Below are 18,155 nucleotides of genomic sequence, written 5' to 3' on the forward strand. Positions count from 1 at the left end.
GTCGCATCGCCAACCAGACTGTTTTACCTTTCTTTTACAGTGCTTTAGGATAATTTTGCGATGTCCGGCACTATGTCCGCATGAACGCAACACCCCAGACCACCGGCGCGGCGATGGATCGACGGATCGAACGACCGCACACGCGGCGTCGCAAGCTGGTCGTCCGCGCCACTATCGCCTTCGCGTGCCTGGCGGCCGTGATCGCGGGCTGGGTGCTGCTTCCCGGATCGGGGACGCTATCGGTCGACGCCACAAGCGTGCGGACCGGCGTGGTCGAGCGCGCGCCGTTCCGCGACTATGTGCCGCTCCGCGCCGAGGTCGCCCCGCTCAACACCGTCTACGTCACCGCGGTGTCGGGTGGGCAGGTCGCGGCGCTGGCGGTGGTCGATGGGCAGATGGTCGGCGCGGATTCGCCGCTCGCACGTCTCGCCAATCCGCAACTCGAACTCGATGTCGCGACCCGATCCGCCGGGATCGTCGGGCAATTGTCGGGGATCGACGGTCAGCGACTGGCGATCCAGCGCAACCGGCTCGACGGCGATCAGGAGGTCGCCAATGCCCGCAACGCGCTGACCAAGGCAGAGGCGCTGCTGGCACAGCGGCAACCGCTGTTCGACAAGGGCTATATCACCAAGCCCGCGATCGATCCGCTGCGCGAGGATGTCGTATACCAGCGCGCCCGCGTCGCCGCACTTGGCGCGGGGCGGGCGCAGGCGGATGCGACGCTCGCCGACCAGTCAACCGGGATCGCCGCGACCGCCCGAGAACTACGCGAGAGTCTGGCGATGGTCCGCGGCAGTCTGTCCGCCCTTACCGTCCGCGCGCCGGTCGCGGGCCGGTTGACCGCGTTCACCCTCCAGCCGGGGCAAACACTGAAGCCCGGCGATGCGGTCGGCCAGATCGATTCCGAAGGACGGTGGAAACTGACCGCCGACGTCGATCAATTCTATCTCGGCCGCGTCCGCACCGGACAGCCCGCGACCGCCGATATCGAAGCCCGTGGCGTCAGGATGACGGTGCTCCGCGTCCTGCCGCAAGTGACCGAAGGACGGTTCCGGGTCGAGCTGGGCTTCGTCGGGGCCGCCCCCGCCGGGCTCAACCGCGGCCAGACGGTCGACGTCCGCCTCGTCCTCGGCGCCGATCGGCCCGCGATCGTGGCGCCGTCGGGCGGCTGGCTCGATGCGGGTGGCACCACCGCCTTCGTCCTTGATGGACAGAACAAGGCAGTGCGCCGCGCGATCACAACCGGACGCCGTAACCCCGACCAGGTCGAGATCACCTCGGGCCTCGCACCCGGCGACCGCATCGTCACCTCCGCGCTCGGCACCTACGCCGCCTACCAGACCCTGCTCCTCCAGTAAGGACCCGAATCCATGATCGCACTCCACGACGTCAGCCGACGCTACGCCTCCGACGAGGTCGAGACGACCGCGCTCGCCGATATCGACCTGACCGTCGAGGCGGGTGAGTTCGTCGCGATCATGGGACCGTCTGGATGCGGCAAATCGACGCTGCTCAACGTGCTCGGCACGATCGATCGCGTGTCCGACGGGCGTTATCTGTTCGAGGGCGCCGACATCGCAAAGGCGCCCGAAGCGGAACTTGCGAAGCTGCGCCGCGATCGCCTCGGCTTCGTGTTTCAGAGCTTCAACCTGATCGACGAACTGACGATCGCGGAGAATGTCGCGCTGGGCCTCGCCTATCGTCCCATCCCCGCAAAGGAGAAGCGCGACCGCGTCGCCGCGGCGATGGACCGGGTCGCGATCGGCCACCGCCGCGATCATTATCCGCACCAGTTGTCGGGCGGCCAGCAGCAACGCGCCGCGATCGCGCGCGCCATCGTCGGCGAGCCGAAGCTGATCCTGGCCGACGAGCCAACGGGCAATCTCGATACCGAAAACGGTGCGCAGGTGATGGACATCCTGTCCGAATTGAACGCGGGCGGCGCCACGATCGTGATGGTCACCCACAGCCCCGCGCATGCGGACATCGCCAAGCGCACCGTCCTTATGCTCGACGGGCGCATCCTGTCCTCGGCGCGGCGGGCCGCCTGATGCGCCGCCTGTTCGACATCGCCCTGATCGTCATTCTGGTGATCGTCATCACCCGCTATCTCGACGCCAGGAAAAAAGCCGCCTGATGTCGGTCGCGACCAGCCTCTACCGCTCGCTTACCCGCCACAAGCTGTTCGCCGCGCTAAACATCGGCGGGCTGGCGCTCGGCATCGCGGTAATTCTGGTACTGTACCTCTTCGTCCGGTTCGAGACGGGGTACGACCGGGTGCTGCCGGGTTGGCAGCGGGTGTGGATGGTCGATCGGACGTTGCAGTTCCCCGGCAACCCGAAGGTCGAGATACCTTCGCTGCCAACTATGCTCGGCCAGATGAAAGCCGATTATCCCGGCACCACCGGCGCGCGCTTTCTGCAGTTCGACGCCGCCGTGCAAAACGGCACGACGCTCGTCGCCCAGACGATGGCGCAGGTCGATCCGGCCTATTTCCGGCTCTTTCCATTTCCCGTCCTCGACGGCGATCCCGCCACGGCGCTGGCGCGTCCCGACGGCATCGTCATCACCGCACCCGTCGCACAAAGCTATTTCGGCAAGGCATCGCCGATCGGGCGAACGCTGACCGTGGTGATCGATGGCAAGGCCCAAATCTACCGGATTGGCGCGGTGCTACGGCCGCTGCCCGGCAATATTTCCTACACCAGCGACCTGTTCACCGCTCTGGCACCGGACGCGACCGGTCAGCGCGGCAAGGGGTTCAGGACTTTCCTATCGTTTGCCGATGCGGTCGCCGCTGCCCGCGTGGTGCGCGATCTGCCGGCGTTCGTGAAACGCCACCCCGATCCCGATTTCCCGGTCGGCATGGTCGATCTCGCACAGACGCGTATCGTACCGCTGGCGAGCGTGCACCTCGCCGCCGACAATGTCCGGACCGTCGTGACCGTGCTCGGCGCGGTGGGGGCCGTCGCGCTATTGCTGGCGGTGGTCAACTACATCAACCTCGCTACCGCCCGCGCCGGACTCCGCGCGCGGGAGATCGCGATGCGCAAAGTCGTCGGCGCGACCCGCCGGGCGCTGGTCGTGCAACTGCTGGGTGAAGCGCTGGTCGCGGTGACGCTGGCGTCGCTTGCGGGGCTCGCGCTTGCCGAGATCGGGCTGCCCTTCATCAATGCCATGGGCGGCACCGACCTGACGATCACCTATCTGGGCGCGAACTCGATCCTGCCACCGCTCACGCTGCTGATCGCAGTGGTGTCATTACTGGCCGGCTTCCACCCTGCGTTTGTCCTATCCCGCTTTCAGCCTGCCGGCGTGCTGGCGGCAGCGCGGACGCCTGGCGGCGACCGTGCGGGTGCGCGCCTGCGCAAGATACTGGTCGTGTTTCAATTCGGCATCGCGATCGCGCTGATCATCTGTACCGCCGTGCTCGTCGCACAGATACGGCACGTTCAGAATGCCGATCTCGGCTTTGCCCGCAACGGCCTCATCATGGCGCCCAGCTATGGAGTCGCAGCGGTGGATGTGGCGCAACGGCGCGAACTATCCGCCGCGATCCGCACGATACCCGGCGTCACGGGCTTAACGACCAGCGGGATCGCGCCGACCGGTGGCAGCTATTCGATCAGTGCGATGCACCGCGCCGGCGCGACCGGCGAACCGCCCATGATCCTGCAGGCAACGATCGGCAATCGGTTCTTCGAAACCTATGGCGTGAAGCTGCTTGCCGGTCGGCTGTTCGATCCGCGGCGCTTCCCCACCGACGAAACCCGAACCGATGCCGACGCCAGCAAGCGCGAACATATGGTTGTCGTCAATCGCACCACTGCCCAGCGCCTGGGTTACGCCACGCCGACCGCCGCGGTTGGCCAGTCGGTGTCGGAGGGTGAAGGCTCCGCGCGGATCGTGGGCGTCGTCGCAGACATGCGGTTCGCCACCCCGCGTGAACCGCTCAATGCGGTATCCTACAGCTACCGGGACGACGGCGGTTTCAGCCCCGTACTCGTCGTCAGGGCCACCGATACGGCGAAGGTGCTTACGCGGATGGAGTCCGTGTGGCGCCACATCGTGCCCAATGTCCCGTTCGCCGCCCTGACGATCGACCAGAAACTTTACGATGCCTTCTATCGACAGGACGCCCAGCGCTCCCGCCTCTTCACGATCGGTGCGATCTTGGCCGCGCTGATCGGGTGCATCGGGCTCTACGGTCTTGCCGCCTTCGACACCGCGCGCCGCGTGCAGGAAATCGGCATCCGCAAGGTGCTCGGCGCCTCTACGCGCGACGTGCTGCGACTGTTGCTCGGGCAATTCCTGCGCCCGGTCGCGCTTGCCAACCTGATCGCGTGGCCGATCGCCTGGGTCGCGATGTCGCGCTGGCTGGGCGGGTTCGACGATCGGATCACGTTGTCGCCGATCTATTTCATCGTCGCCAGCGCACTTGCGCTCGCCATCGCCGCCGCGACCGTCGCGGGTCAGGCGTGGCGTGTCGCGCGCGCCGAACCCGCCCGCGCGCTGCGCCAGCTCTAGAAGGACCGTATCCATGAGTGCGCTCACCAGCCTCTATCGCTCGCTGACCCGCCACAAGCTGTTCGCCGCGCTCAACATCGGCGGCCTAGCGCTCGGCATCGCGACGTTCCTGGTGCTGCTCCTGTTCGTTCGGTTCGAAACCGGGTTCGACCGCGCGATCCCGGGTGCGGACCAGCTGTATGTGATCCAGGAACGCTATCACATGCCGGGATATCCCGAGGATCCGAACCCCTACACGATGGGGGGCCAACTCGATGTGCTGCGTGCCGACTATCCCGGATTGCAGGGCACCCGGTACTGGGAGCAGAACGCCAGCGTCCGTCAGGGCAATACCGTGACCGCCGAGTCGCTGCGGGTCGTCGATCCCAACTTCTTCGCGCTGGTGCGTTATCCTGCAATCTCCGGTGATCCGATCCGCGCACTCGCCGATCCCGGTTCGGTCGTCGTTACCGAACGGATAGCGCGCAAATATTTCGGCAGCCAGCCGGCCATTGGTCGGGCGATGACGATCACGATCGACGGCAGCACCTTCACCTACCGCGTCGGTGCCGTGATCGCCGACATGCGTGACGACGTCAGTTTCCGCGGCGACCTGTTCGTGCCGCTCGTGCGCGCCCGCTTCGCCAACGATTGGTTCGATCATTGGGGCAGCACGACACTGTACACATTACTTCGTTTTCCCGACGCTGCCGCGGCGCGCGCGTTCGACGGCGAACTGCCGCGGTTCGCGGAACGGCATGTGTTCCCTGACGGCAACCTGAAAAAGGGTCAGTGGGAACAGTCGTTGCGGCCGCTGGTCGACAACCATCTCTATGATCCAGCGGACAGGAACGCGGTGATGACGCTGGGGATCGTCGGCGTCCTCACGCTGTTGATCGCAATCGTCAATTACGTGAACCTCGCCACCGCACGATCGGGACTGCGCGCGCGCGAGGTCGCGATGCGCAAGGTACTTGGTGGCACCCGCGCGACGCTGATCCGGCAATTCACCGGCGAGGCGTTGGCGACCGTGGCGCTGGCCGCGCTGATCGGCCTCGCGCTTGCCGAACTCGCATTGCCCATGATCAATGCCGCGGGCGGAACGAAGCTCGCGCTGCACTATCTGGGATCGGGGTCGATCCTGCCGCCGCTGATCGCATTGGTGGTCGTCGTCGGGCTGATCGCGGGGATCTATCCGGCGCTGGTGCTGACCCAGTTCCAGCCCGCGGCGGTGCTCGCCTCCGCGCGCGCGCCGGGCGGCGGGCGGGCGGGTGCACGGCTGCGCGGTGCACTGGTCGTCTTCCAGTTCGGGATCGCCGTCGCCTTCGCGATCGGGACCGGCGTGATGCTGGCGCAGACCGCGCACGTCCGCGACGCCGATCTCGGCTTCAAGCGTGACGGCCTGTTCATCGTCCATGCCTTTGCCAATGTCGAACCCGCCGATCGCGCCGGCGTCTTGCGGGCGCTGGCGTCGCTGCCGGGGGTATCTGCGATCACGTCGGCGCAGAATGCTCCCGGCAGCCAAAGCACGACCAACACCTCGACCGTCTATCGTGCGGGCCTCGACGAAAGCCGCGGGCGATCGACGATGGATGTCGTGGTCGGCGACGATTACTTCGCGACCTTCGGTGCACGTCTGATCGCCGGACGCCTGTTCGATACCGCGCATCCGGGCGACGATACCGCCCTGCGTCAGGCCGGCAGCAAGGCGCCGTACAATGTGGTGGTCAATCGCACCGCCGCCGCCGACCTCGGTTTCGCAAGCCCCGCCGCCGCGATTGGCGGGACGCTGGAGGGTAATGGTACGATGACGATCGTCGGCGTCGTCGACGACCTGCGCTTTCGTGGTCCACGGCAAGCGATCGGCGGGGTCGAATATCGCTATTCAAGCAAGCCGTTCGCCAGCGCGGTAGCGACGATCCGCTACAGCGGCGATCCCGCGCAGTTCCGCGATGCGGTCGAGGCGGCGTGGAAGAGGATCGCGCCGGCAGTGCCATTCGAGGGGCGGACGGTCGCGCAGAACCTCTACGAGGAATATTACAAGGCCGATGCCCAGCGCGCCCGGCTGTTCACCATCGGCGCGGTGCTCGCGATCTTGATCGGGTGCATCGGCCTCTATGGCCTCGCCGCGTTCGACACGTCGCGCCGCGTGAAGGAAATCGGCATACGCAAGACGATCGGCGCATCGACTACAGATGTGCTGCGCCTGTTGCTGACCACGTTCCTACGGCCAGTATTGATCGCCAGCATCGTCGCCTGGCCGATCGCCTATATCGCGATGCAACGCTGGCTGAGCGGGTTCGACGACCGGATCGCGCTGTCGCCCTGGTTCTTCCTTGCCGCGACCGTGGCGGCGATCATCATCGCGACGGCCACAATCTTCGTTCAGGCGTGGCGTGTGGCCAGAGCGGAACCCGCTATCGCACTGCGCTACGAATGAGCGCCGACGACCAGCGTGTCCGCCCCCCTGCTCAGACCGCCTGCTTCAGTGGTTCCGGCTGTTTGCCATCGGGCAGCATCTCGCGAAGATGGGCGTGGATCATCCGATCGTTGAACGGCTTCTGGATGAAACTCGCCTTGGCCGGCATGTCGCCGTCCACCGGCTGGATCCGCCCGCTGGCGATGACGATCTCGATCCATGGATAATGCTCGGCGACATGGTGGGCCAGGGCGAAGCCGTTGGTGTCACCCGGCATCTCGACATCGGAGAACAACAGGATGATCTTGTCGGCCTGCTCGGCCAGGATCGCCTTGGCCTCGTCACCGCTGACGGCATCTAGCGATCGAAAGCCGGCATCTTCGATGATCGCACACGCGTCCATCAGGATGATCGGATCGTCATCGACGATCAGCGCATAGGGCACGGTTGACATGGTCATGACGCGCCAACGGCCTCGGACGGCATACGTTGCGATCAATATCGACGCCGGTCAGGTTTTACCCGCGCCACTGTCCTCCGATTCCGGTAATGGCGCGACGGCGGTGAAGACCACGCCGGTGGGGCGATACTCTATATGCGCGGTACCCGAAATTTCGCTCGCGAGCACCCGTTGGATCAGTTTCGATCCAAAACCGGTCCGGGTCGGCATGGCGACCGCCGGTCCGCCTGTCTCCTCCCACGTGATGTGCAACCGGGCCGGATCGACGCCGTTCTCGATCCGCCAGCGCACCGCCACATGCCCTTCGGGTATGGAGAGAGCGCCGTACTTCGCGGCGTTGGTGCCCAGTTCATGCAAGGCCAATGAGAGGCCAACGGCGATCCGCGGCGGAATATGGATATCGGGGCCTTCCGCCATGATCCGGTCGCCCTCGTCGGTGCGGAACGGCGCCAGCGAGCGATCCACGAGCGTGGCCATCGCCGCTCGTTCCCAGCGATCGTTGACCAACATGTCGTTGGCCTTGTCCATCGCCTGGATACGCCCAGCCAATGTATCGGCCGCGCTCTCCAGCGAGGTGGCATTGCGCAGGGTCTGCCCGACGATCGCCTGCAGCGTCGCCAGCATGTTCTTGACCCGGTGGCTCAGTTCATGCGCCAGCATCGACCGATGTTCCTCGGCCCGCTTTCGCTCGGTGATGTTCTGCGAAACACCGACCAGCAGCAGCGGCGAGCCATCGGCACGGCGGAACACCTGTCCCCGCACCGCCAGCCACCGTTCCTCGCCGTTCGGCGTGTGGATGCGGTATTCGACGTCATAGTCGCCGGTTTCTTCAAGCGCGATGCGTAGCGCCTCGTCACGACGCGCCCGATCGTCCGGATGCACCGCGGATTCGATGTCGCGGTAGACAAACGGCGTCGCCAGCGATCGTCCCCAGTTGTCCTTGCACCCATCGGTGACCGTCATGCGCTTGGTCGCGAGATCGATGCTCCACGATCCCAGCTGTGCGGCTTCGAGCGCGAAACGAAGGCGGCTCTCCGCCTGGACCAGATCGCTGGTCCGCTGACCCACCTCGGCCTCGAGAACGTCGCGATCGCGTTGCAGATTCACCAGACGTTCGCGTTCGATCGTCACGTCGAACTGGGACGCGAAGAAATAGGTCACGTGACCTTCTTCGTCGAAGACCGGAGACACCAGCAACCGGTTCCAAAACGTGCTGCCGTCCTTGCGGTAATTGAGCAGTTCGAGTTCGATGGACTGACGTTGGGCAATGGCATGACGCAGCCTCGCAACGTCTTCGCGGTTCGTCTCTGGCCCTTGCAGGAACCGACAATTGCGGCCCAGAATCTCGCTTTCGGCGAAACCCGTCAGCTTCGCGAAAGCGCCGTTGACGAAGACGATCGGGTTGTCGTCCTGTCCGGGATCGGTGATGACCATCGGCATTCGCGTCGCCCGAACCGCCGCCGCGAAAGGATCGGTTCCCCGATCCTTTCGCACCAGTTCATGCTCGATGCGGGACTGTTCCTGCTCGTTAATCAACGGACGGCTCCGCACATTCCGCAGGTTTCCCGGAATATTCGGTCAACGGTGAGAAACGGGGGCCGGTCGAACGCGTTACCGGCAAACGATCATGTAATGGTGAACGCAATGGTACGATCCAGGACTATGCCAGGCGCTCGCGCTACCCGCCGGACTCGCATCCAGCGACCGTGTCGACCTTCTGGAAGGCTGAGTTATGTTCGCCGGTAACGTAGGAACAAAGTTGCGTCGGTCCACTTGTGCACACAAGTCGCGAAATGTGCCTCTCACGCTCAGGAATTATGATGTTAGGGCCTTCCCCCGATGATCTTTCGGGCAACATCCTGCTCGGAACACTGAACGAGGCGGACCGCCGCCGGCTGGCGCCGCATATGGTCGTCCTCGATCTTAAAGCGCACGATATCCTGCAACCCGCCGGTGAAGACGTCATTCACACATGGTTTCCCTGTGGATCGGCGATGGCGGCGTTCTGCATCAGCACCAATGACGGCTCGACCACCGTGGAGGTAGCTTTGGTCGGTTGTGAGGGGGCCATTGGCGGCATCGTCTCCAACGGCCACCTGCCTGCCTATTCCACGGCGCAGGTCCGCTATGGTGGACGATTCATGCGGGTGAAAACCTCCGCGCTGGAACAGGCCAAGCTCGATTCCCTGACGCTGCGTCACTGGTTCTCGCGATATTCGGATTGCCTCCTGGCCCAGGTCTTCCAGACGGCAGCCTGCAATGCCACCCACTCGATTTCGCAGCGAACGGCGAAATGGCTGCTGGCCGCCGTCAACCGGACGCACTCTCCCGAATTCGCGATGACCCATGAACAACTCGCCCAAGTGCTTGGCGTGGGGCGGACCTTCGTCACCCGCGTCATCAGCCGACTGCGGGCAGAAGGCACCATCGCCACGCGTCGGGGCGTATTCATCGTCAAGGACGAACAGGTCCTGCGAGACGCATCATGCGGCTGCACGGCGATGATCGAAAACCATTACGACACGGTGATGCACGGCATATACCCGATCGAGTAGCACGAGCGCGTGGGACGGAATGTCCGGGTGACAGGCCCTGCCCACGGCTATAATCGCCAAGTGTGCAAGCCATCCGGCATCTGATCGCGCAACGATACCTCGCCGTGCTGATCTGCGCGGCGACGCTGCTGTTGAAGCTGTTGGTGCCGACCGGTTACATGATCGACAGCGATCACGGTCGTCTCGCCATCACCATCTGTTCGGGCACTGCGCCGAGCGCGATGCCGATGGATATGACCGCAACGCACGGCGACATGGCCGATCACGGCAAGCCGAAGGATCACGGCAAGGCCGAAATGCCCTGCGCCTTTTCGGGTCTGTCGGCCGCCGTCCTGGGTCCGATCGACCCCCTCCAGCTCGCAGCGCTGATCGCCTTCGTCCTAACCGTCGGTCTGGCTGCCGCCGTCCTGCCGGCACCATCGCGCCCTGCCCATCTGCGCCCTCCGTTGCGCGGACCACCGGCCTACCGCTGAACTGTCCTCCCGCGCCGCTTCGTCGGCGCGTTCTTGAACTGCGGCCCGCGCCTTCGGCGTCGGGTAGGTCAAAGGTATTCCCATGCTCCGATTATCGCTGCTGGCGGGCGCGGCTGCGCCCTGCCTGCTGCTGGCCGTTCCGGCCGGCGCCCAGACGCGCGACGCCACCGATGCGACCATCCTCGTCACCGGCCAGCGGGATCCGCTCAAGCTGAACGACCAGGCGCAGGCGGGCAGCCGGCTGGGTCTGACGATCCGGGAAACGCCGGCCAGCGTCGAAGTGATGACGCAGGACGACCTTCAACTGCGCGGGCTTCGCACCGCTCGCGAAGCGTTCGATGGCGTCGTCGGCGCCATCGCCGGCAATGTGCCGGGCAACCCGGCGGTCGTCAGCTTGCGCGGTTTCGCCGGCAACACCGTCTCGATCCTTCAGGACGGGGTGCGGGTATCGACCTCGACCGTGGTCCAGCGTGACAGCAACATCTGGCATTACGACCGGATCGAGGTTCTGAAGGGACCGGCGTCGGTCCTTTACGGCGAGGGCGCGCTGGCCGGCGTCGTCAACAAGGTGACGCGCAAGCCGATCCTCGGCGAACGCCATCTCGATACGCTGCTATCGATCGGAAGCTTCGACACGGCGTTCGCCGCCGGCGGGATCAACCTGCCGGTGTCAGCGACGATCGCGGTACGCGCCGACGCCAGCTACCAGCGATCGGACAGCCTCTATGATGTCGACAACAACGACACCTTCTCCGCCGGCCTGACCGCGAGCGGGCTGTGGCGGCCGAGTGACCGCCTATCGCTGCTCATCGCGGTCGATCATGTCGAGGATCGTTACGATGCGACCTATCAGGGCCTGCCGCTGATCCCCGGTCGGTACGCACTGCGCCCGAGCGATGCCGTGACGACGGACAACGGCCTGGTCGCCGATCGCGCGCTCCGCCACCGCAACTATAATCCGCAAGGGGCCTATTCCGGTGCCGACGAGACGACCCTGCGCTCCCGGTTGGACTGGACGATCGCCAGCGGCTGGACCTTCGCGCTCGATCTGACGAGCTATACCGCGAAACGCGCGTTCCTGCTGGCGGACAGCCAGACCTTCGTCGCGCCGACGCCTGCCTTCTCGAACGGTAGCTTCCGCCAGAGCTATCAGGATTTTCGCCACGATCATCAGTTTTGGAACGCGCGCGGCGTGATCGGCAACGATAGCCGCATCGGGGGCTTGCGCAACCGCTTCACCTTTGGTGTCGAGCACAACAAGACCGATTTCGTCAGCCTGCGGCAACAGGCGCCGGTCACTGCCCTGCCGGCGGTGGACGTCCGCAATCCGGCGGTCGTCCCGGTGCCGACCACGACCGCGATCTTCACCACCACCAACGTCACTTTCGATTCTCGTCTAAAACAAACGTCAATATTCGCGGAAGATGCGCTGAACCTGACGTCCAAGTGGCTGCTGGTCGGCGGTGTGCGCTGGGATCACATCGCGCTTACCCGCGCGACGATCCAGAATGCGACCGGCGCGGTCGATCGCAACAGCCCGACCTTCAATCCCGTCTCCTGGCGGGCGGGGACGACGTGGGACATGGGCGGCGGTCTGACCCTCTATGCGCAATACACGACCGCGGTCTCGCCGGTATCTTCGATCCTGCTCGCCTCGATCGCCAACAGCCGGTTCCGGCTGACCAAGGGCCGCGCCTATGAAGCAGGGTTCAAGGCGAGCGGATGGGGTGGCCGCGCCAGCGTCACCGGCGCCGCCTATCGCATCATGCAAAACGACATCCTGACCCGCGACCCGAACAATCCGGCGCTGACGGTTCAGGGTGGTCGCCAATCGTCGCAGGGTGTCGAGCTGTCGGCGGTCGTCGCACCGATCAAAGCGCTGCGCCTGTCCGGCGGTGCCGCCTATACCGACGCACAATATGAAGAGCTGTCGGAACTGGCGGGCGGCATGCGATTCGACCGGCGCGGTAACCGCCCGATCAACATCCCCTCGACCACGGTCAACGCCTCGGCCCTCTACACCATCGCCGACACGGTGACGCTGGGTGGGTTCCTCCGCCACGCCAGCGCCTTCTACACCGATACCGCCAATGCCATCCGGGTCGCCGGCCACACCGTGTTCGACGCCAGCCTGTCGTTCCCGGTCAGCCGTCAGGCGACCCTGACGCTGCGCGGTCGCAACCTGACCGACGCCTTCTACGGTGAGTATTCCGGCTACCCGACCACCAACGTCTATATCGGCGCACCGCGATCGTTCGAGGTCGCGCTGGCGACGCGGTTCTGAGCATGACCGGGTATCGCCGATCGGCCTCGTCGCGGACGCGCATCTTCATGCGGCGCATCCACCTCTGGCTGGGATTCAGCGTGGGACTGCTGTTCGCGGTGCTGGGCCTCACCGGGTCGGCGCTGGTGTTCTACACGGACATCGACGCCGCGCTTCATGCCGCCATGCACGCGGAGCACGGCGGCCCGGCGCCCGGCTTGCAGTCGCCGGTATGGGATCGCGCGCTGGCGACCGGACGCACCCGCTGGCACGATCCGCACGGCAAGTGGACGTTCGAGATGACGGGAGAAGGCGGCCCTATCCCGGCCCGCTACTATCCGGCGCCCGGTCAACACGGCGATCGTCAGATGGTGTGGTTCTCGCCGGATGGCCGGCGGATCGTGCGCGCCGAACCATGGGGCGGCTACCTCATGAGCTGGCTTTACCAGCTACATATGCAATTGCTCGCCGGCGAGTTCGGCAATCAGGTGGTCGGCTGGTGCGGCGCAGCGATGCTGTTGCTGCTCATCAGCGGGGTGCTCGCCTGGTGGCCGCGTGGACGCTGGCGGAAGGCACTGGCCTTCAAACGCGACGCAGCCCCGATCCGCCGGCTGCGCGATCTTCACAAACTGTTCGGCCTCTGGAGCATGGCGCTGCTGTTCGTATTGGTGGCGACGGGCGTGCTGTTGGCGCTCCCCGCAGTTACGCAGACCTTGTTTGCCCCTGCGGCCATGCCCGCCCCGAATTCGAAGGACGGAGCCGGGCAGATCACGATCGTCCAGGCACTGGTGGCTGGACGCCGAGCGCTACCCAACGACCGCATCGTATTCGTCGATATCCCTAACTCCCCCAACGGGCCGATCAGGGTCAGATATCAGGTGCCGGGCGATCCCCACCGGCGTTTCCCCGGCAGCTACGTCTTCATCGACCAGCATTCCGGGCAGATACTGGCGGTACATGACATTCGACACGCCGGAACCGGCACCATGTTGGTCAGCTGGATACGCACGCTCCACGACGGAACGGTCGGCGGAATAACGACGCGCATCCTCGCCGTCGTGCTCGGCATCGTTCCCGCGCTGCTCTTCGCAACGGGCATCCTTCACTGGCTGCAACGGCGCGGTCGATAGTATTCCAGGCGATCGGCCGGCGTGTTATCGTGACGCACATTGCGGGAGCAGGTCCATGTATCGAATGGCGCGCAAGTCGGTAACGATTGTGGCGGTCTTGTCGGCACTCGTTCCGCAATCTGGCTTTGCCCAACGGGCCGGTACACTGATCGCCGCGCAACCGGTCATCGGCACTCCCGAAGACATGCGTGCGTGGCGCGTTCAATACTGGACATCCGATAACGGCAAACCGATCCGGGTCACGGGCATGGTGATCGCACCACGTGGCCGCTCCAACGGTGGACCACGACGGGTGATCGCCTGGACGCATGGCCTGATTGGCATCGCCCAGCGTTGCGCGCCATCGATCGGCATGGGAAACTTCACGGTGATCCCGGCACTCGGCGACGCGATACGCCGTGGCTACACGATCGTAGCCCCGGACTATCCCGGCCTGGGCTCCGACATGATCCACCCCGTTCTGGTCGGGCGTAGTGAGGGAAGTTCGGTCCTCGACGCCGTACGGGCGGCGCGCGCGATACCCGAAGCGGAGGCGGGATCGCGCTTTGCGCTCTGGGGCGAATCTCAAGGCGGGCATGCCGCGTTATGGGCGGGGCAGATGGCCGCCCGATATGCGCCGGACCTGCAACTGGTCGGGATAGCCGCCATCGTGCCGCCGACCGACCTCGCGCGAAATCTTAGCGAGGGTAAGGACCTGCGTGTCCGCGCGCTGCTGACCTCCTACACCGCGGCAAGCTGGTCGCGATATTATAACGCGCCGATGTCGACCTTCGGATCACGCCAGACCCAGAATGTGATGCTGCGCCTCGCCGACAACAATTGCGTCGTGGCCGGTGCGAAGCCAAGGCTCGGCACGATCCTCGGCATCGCGGTCGTGCAGGGCGTGGTCCGCAAGATCGACCTGAGCAGGCAACACCCCTGGGCCCGCCTGATGCGCAAGAACAATCCATCGGCAGCAGCGATAGCCGTGCCGGCCATGATTTACACCGGCACTGACGATTCGATCGTCGCCCCTGCCGTCGTGCACGATTTCGCCCGTCGCGCCTGTGCGCTCAACAAGACGATCAGCTATAAATCCATTCCCGGTGGAGAACATGCAACGGTCGCCCGCACGGAGGGCAAAGCGACGCTGCAATGGATCGACGATCGCTTTGCCAGAAAACGAGCGCCCAACAATTGCCGCTCGATCTGACAGTGCCAGCTATAGCATGTCGGTCACGGGGTGCCCGAAGAACCGGCATCGTCGGGAAGCGCCCATCCAAGCCGGAGACGCCCCCCGGCACGACCGGTGTCGGCCTGACCGGCCCGCGCCGACAGCCCTTCTGCAACGGCGCTCCTTTGCCGAAGCGAGCCGCCATCCACCGCCAGCGCCCGGCCGAGCCTTGCCGATACCCAGGCCGCATCATCGAGCGCCGCATTGTCGATCACCCCGGACCTGATCGTGATATCCGGCAGCGCGACATCGCCTGGCGGGTTCAGGATCACATGCCAATCGGCAACGGCCGCGTCTGCCCGCCGCTCCAGATCGCGATAACCGGCGATCGCCAGCCCCGATAGCGGTGCCGCCACCACACGGATCGTTCGACCCGATTCATCGACAGTGACCGACGCAGGCGGGACGCCCGCGATCAGCGCAACGTCCGCAACCGCCCGGTCGCGTGCGCGAGTTGCGGTCAAGGCCTCGCCGTTGCCCGCGCGGGCGATCTGCGCTGCCTCCACTGTCCCCGTTTCCGGCGAAATCCGCACCTGGTCGATATGCACATCGACCGCCCGCGCCAGCCGCTGGCGGAGATCGGCCGCCAGTTTCCGATCCGCATCGGGTTCGATGCTCGGCGTCAGCATCACCGCCCGGACCCGGACGGGGTCGACACCGTGGTCGATCTCGACCTGACTGAGCCGCGCACCCGCAGGAAAGTCGGCGCCGAGCGCATCGCGGACCTGCCGCTGGGCGACCGCTTCGAACGCGATCCTGCGCAGCCCGGCGCCGAGCGGGACCGACAGCACACCGATCGCAACCGCAAACAGCACGAGTTGCCAGCCGGTATGATGCGGCGACAGATGGCTGCCGAACCCATAACAGCGCGCGACCAGCGCCGCTGTCAGCGCGATGGTGATCGCGTTGGTCAGGAACAGCAGCAACGAACCCGAGAAGACGACCCAGTTCCACGTCGCGATGCCGAAACCCACCACAACCAGAGGCGGCATCAGCGCGATCGCGATGGCGACCCCCACCACCGTGCCGCCCCGCCCGCGGATCAGCGCATAACCACCGGCGATGGCCGACAGCAGTGCCACGAGCAGATCGAACAAGGTCGGCTGCGTCCGCCCGGCGATCTCGCTGGTGATCGTCTGAACCGGTGACAGTCGGATCAGCACGACCGACAAAGTCACCGCGATGACCGCACCGAGGATCAGCGCGGTCGCCGCCCGGCGAACCTCATGGAAATCCAACGTCGCGATGCCGAAACCCAAACCGATGATCGGCATCATTAACGGCGACAGCAGCATGGCACCGATCAGGACCGCGACCGATGGCATCAACAGGCCAAGCAGCGAAATGGCGGCCGAGATCACGATCAGGAAAGCATATCGGCCCGACCATCCAGATTCCTCGGCGACCTGCCGCACGACGCCGTCATGATCGACACCATCCGTCGCCATCGCGAACCACGTGCGCGGCAACGCGACGATTCTTGTCAGTGCTGATGGGATGGGGGAGTCTCCTGCATGGCGAATGTCCTGGACAGGCCGTGGTACAGTTTCTCGCGACACACCCATTGGCTCGCGGCGTCGGCGATGAAGGCGGTCGCGAACATCGGTAGCATCAGGCCACGGCTGGCGGTCGTCTCCGACAGAATGATGACGGCGGTCAGCGGTGCCCGCACCACGCCTGCGAAATATGCGACCATGCCGAGGATCACGACCGCGCTGGCCGGCTCGCCCGGGAATACCTCACGCAAAAGATTGCCGACCCCGGCGCCGACCGCGAGCGATGGGGCGAAGATGCCACCTGGCAACCCGGCGATCGCCGTCGCGGCGGTCGCAAGCATCTTGGCGGGGCCGAACCACAAAGGCGCATCGATACCCACGATCATCGCCCGGGCGGACGAATAGCCGGTTCCCCAGGTGAGACCGGTGAAGACACCGAGCAGCGCCACCACGCTGCCACAGAGGCCAGCGAACTTGATCGGGTTGCCCCTCGCCCAGCCGGTCAGGCGATTACCCCCAACCGCCATGGCCAACACGACTTTGGAAAAGAGGCCCCCGGCCATCCCGCCAGCCACGCCCGCGATCGGCGCCACCAGGAGCGCCGACAGCAGCGGCATGTGCGCTCCGATCGCCCCGAAGTAGATGTAGTCGCCCTGTACAGACTGCGCGACCATACCGGCGATGACGATCGCGGCGAGCACAAGCAGCGTCACTCGCTGCTCATAGGCGGATGCTAGTTCCTCTATGGCGAACAACAGTCCCGCCAGCGGCGTATTGAAAGCTGCCGCCACGCCCGCCGCACCGCCGGCGATCACCACCCCTCCCCGCAACGGTACACGGACCAGCCGGTGCGTGAAGCCCATGACGGCCGCTGCCAGTTGAACAGTTGGCCCCTCACGCCCCACCGATGCGCCGCCCAGTACCGCACCGATCGTCAGCACCGCCTTCGCGACCACCGTGCGGATGGAGATCAAGGTTTTGGCCGCTTCGTTCGGGCTTGCCTGAGCAGCGATCACCTGCGGGATACCGGACCCTCGCGCCAATGGCGCATAGCGACGCGCTACCCACACGAGTGCCATAAAGGTCAGCGGCGTGGTGATCAGCGGCAACCAGTGCCAACTTTTGGCATATCGATCGAAAACGGCGCCTGCCCAATCGGCGGCCTCGGCAAACAGTGTGGCGACGATTCCGACCAGAATAGCCCCGGCGAGGATGGCGGCCCTTGTTCGAAACTGGACGGAACGGGGGCCACGGGCGCGGAGCAGCGCGCGATAGCGGGAGGGCGTCCAGCGCTTTGCCGGCATAAGGCGGTTGAATATGCCAGCCATAGGTCCCTTTACGAGACATGGCAGGCCACGTCACCCCGCCGGGTTCGAACATCGGATTTTCGGGCTTACCTGGAGGTAGCCAAAGCTCGGCGTCGTGCTGTTGACCAGCAGTGTTGACGGATCACGCGCTGTCGTGATCCTGGTTGACCGTCGGCTCGTGCGCCCCAGACGCACGAAACCCCACCGTTTTACGGGTGGGGTTTCGTGGTGGTTGGTTGCGGGGACAGGATTTGAACCTGTGACCTTCAGGTTATGAGCCTGACGAGCTACCGGGCTGCTCCACCCCGCGACACTGGGGTTTGGTCTGGT

Annotated in this window: 13 protein-coding genes and 1 tRNA gene; 9 read left to right on the forward strand and 5 right to left on the reverse strand. The window is 65.2% G+C overall.

Annotated elements, in window-relative coordinates; genetic code table 11:
* Positions 1 to 80 precede the first annotated feature (80 nt).
* The 4 genes from ASG67_RS05690 (at position 81) to ASG67_RS05705 (ending at position 6,949) form a co-directional block, all read left to right on the forward strand.
* Positions 81 to 1,361, forward strand: a complete 1,281-nt coding sequence (locus ASG67_RS05690; RefSeq protein WP_235535065.1) for an efflux RND transporter periplasmic adaptor subunit — start codon at positions 81 to 83, stop codon at positions 1,359 to 1,361.
* Positions 1,362 to 1,373: 12 nt separating this feature from the next.
* The gene (locus tag ASG67_RS05695) at positions 1,374 to 2,054 is read left to right on the forward strand and encodes an ABC transporter ATP-binding protein (protein WP_056526805.1); all 681 of its coding nucleotides are present in this window, start codon (positions 1,374 to 1,376) and stop codon (positions 2,052 to 2,054) included.
* An 85-nt stretch (positions 2,055 to 2,139) separates the two neighbouring features.
* Entirely contained in the window at positions 2,140 to 4,530 is a 2,391-nt protein-coding gene (locus ASG67_RS05700; RefSeq protein ID WP_056526807.1) for an ABC transporter permease, read from the forward strand.
* A 13-nt stretch (positions 4,531 to 4,543) separates the two neighbouring features.
* On the forward strand, positions 4,544 to 6,949 hold the full coding sequence (locus ASG67_RS05705) for an ABC transporter permease (protein WP_056526810.1): 2,406 nt from the start codon (positions 4,544 to 4,546) through the stop codon (positions 6,947 to 6,949).
* 31 nt (positions 6,950 to 6,980) lie between these two features.
* On the opposite strand, the gene ASG67_RS05710 is transcribed toward ASG67_RS05705, so the two are convergent.
* Together ASG67_RS05710 and ASG67_RS05715 are read right to left on the reverse strand one after the other, a co-directional pair.
* Positions 6,981 to 7,388: a response regulator gene (locus tag ASG67_RS05710; RefSeq protein ID WP_056526869.1), complete on the reverse strand. Its 408-nt coding sequence runs from the start codon at positions 7,386 to 7,388 to the stop codon at positions 6,981 to 6,983.
* 51 nt (positions 7,389 to 7,439) lie between these two features.
* Entirely contained in the window at positions 7,440 to 8,924 is a 1,485-nt protein-coding gene (locus ASG67_RS05715; RefSeq protein WP_056526813.1) for a PAS domain-containing protein, read from the reverse strand.
* Positions 8,925 to 9,295: 371 nt separating this feature from the next.
* On the opposite strand from ASG67_RS05715, the gene ASG67_RS05720 reads away from it, so the two are divergent.
* The 5 genes from ASG67_RS05720 (at position 9,296) to ASG67_RS05740 (ending at position 15,001) form a co-directional block, all read left to right on the forward strand.
* On the forward strand, positions 9,296 to 9,943 hold the full coding sequence (locus ASG67_RS05720) for a Crp/Fnr family transcriptional regulator (protein WP_235535066.1): 648 nt from the start codon (positions 9,296 to 9,298) through the stop codon (positions 9,941 to 9,943).
* 62 nt (positions 9,944 to 10,005) lie between these two features.
* Entirely contained in the window at positions 10,006 to 10,416 is a 411-nt protein-coding gene (locus ASG67_RS05725) for a DUF2946 family protein (protein WP_056526816.1), read from the forward strand.
* An 82-nt stretch (positions 10,417 to 10,498) separates the two neighbouring features.
* A complete protein-coding gene (locus ASG67_RS05730; RefSeq protein ID WP_056526819.1) occupies positions 10,499 to 12,700 on the forward strand; it encodes a TonB-dependent receptor in 2,202 nt (733 codons plus the stop codon).
* A gap of 2 nt (positions 12,701 to 12,702) precedes the next feature.
* Positions 12,703 to 13,809: a PepSY-associated TM helix domain-containing protein gene (locus ASG67_RS05735; RefSeq protein ID WP_056526822.1), complete on the forward strand. Its 1,107-nt coding sequence runs from the start codon at positions 12,703 to 12,705 to the stop codon at positions 13,807 to 13,809.
* 55 nt (positions 13,810 to 13,864) lie between these two features.
* Positions 13,865 to 15,001 carry an alpha/beta fold hydrolase gene (locus tag ASG67_RS05740; protein WP_082543333.1) on the forward strand — a complete coding sequence of 379 codons (1,137 nt, stop codon included), beginning with the start codon at positions 13,865 to 13,867 and terminating at the stop codon, positions 14,999 to 15,001.
* A 23-nt stretch (positions 15,002 to 15,024) separates the two neighbouring features.
* On the opposite strand, the gene ASG67_RS05745 is transcribed toward ASG67_RS05740, so the two are convergent.
* The 3 genes from ASG67_RS05745 to ASG67_RS05755 form a co-directional block, all read right to left on the reverse strand.
* Positions 15,025 to 16,470 (reverse strand): DUF389 domain-containing protein, encoded by a 1,446-nt coding sequence (locus tag ASG67_RS05745; protein WP_082543336.1) that lies wholly within the window; start codon positions 16,468 to 16,470, stop codon positions 15,025 to 15,027.
* Between the two features lie 35 nt (positions 16,471 to 16,505).
* A complete protein-coding gene (locus ASG67_RS05750) occupies positions 16,506 to 17,846 on the reverse strand; it encodes a chloride channel protein (protein ID WP_056526828.1) in 1,341 nt (446 codons plus the stop codon).
* Between the two features lie 212 nt (positions 17,847 to 18,058).
* Positions 18,059 to 18,135 (reverse strand) — tRNA-Met (locus ASG67_RS05755).
* Between the last annotated feature and the right edge of the window lie 20 nt (positions 18,136 to 18,155).

This window comes from Sphingomonas sp. Leaf339 (genome assembly GCF_001426195.1).
GTDB lineage: Bacteria > Pseudomonadota > Alphaproteobacteria > Sphingomonadales > Sphingomonadaceae > Sphingomonas.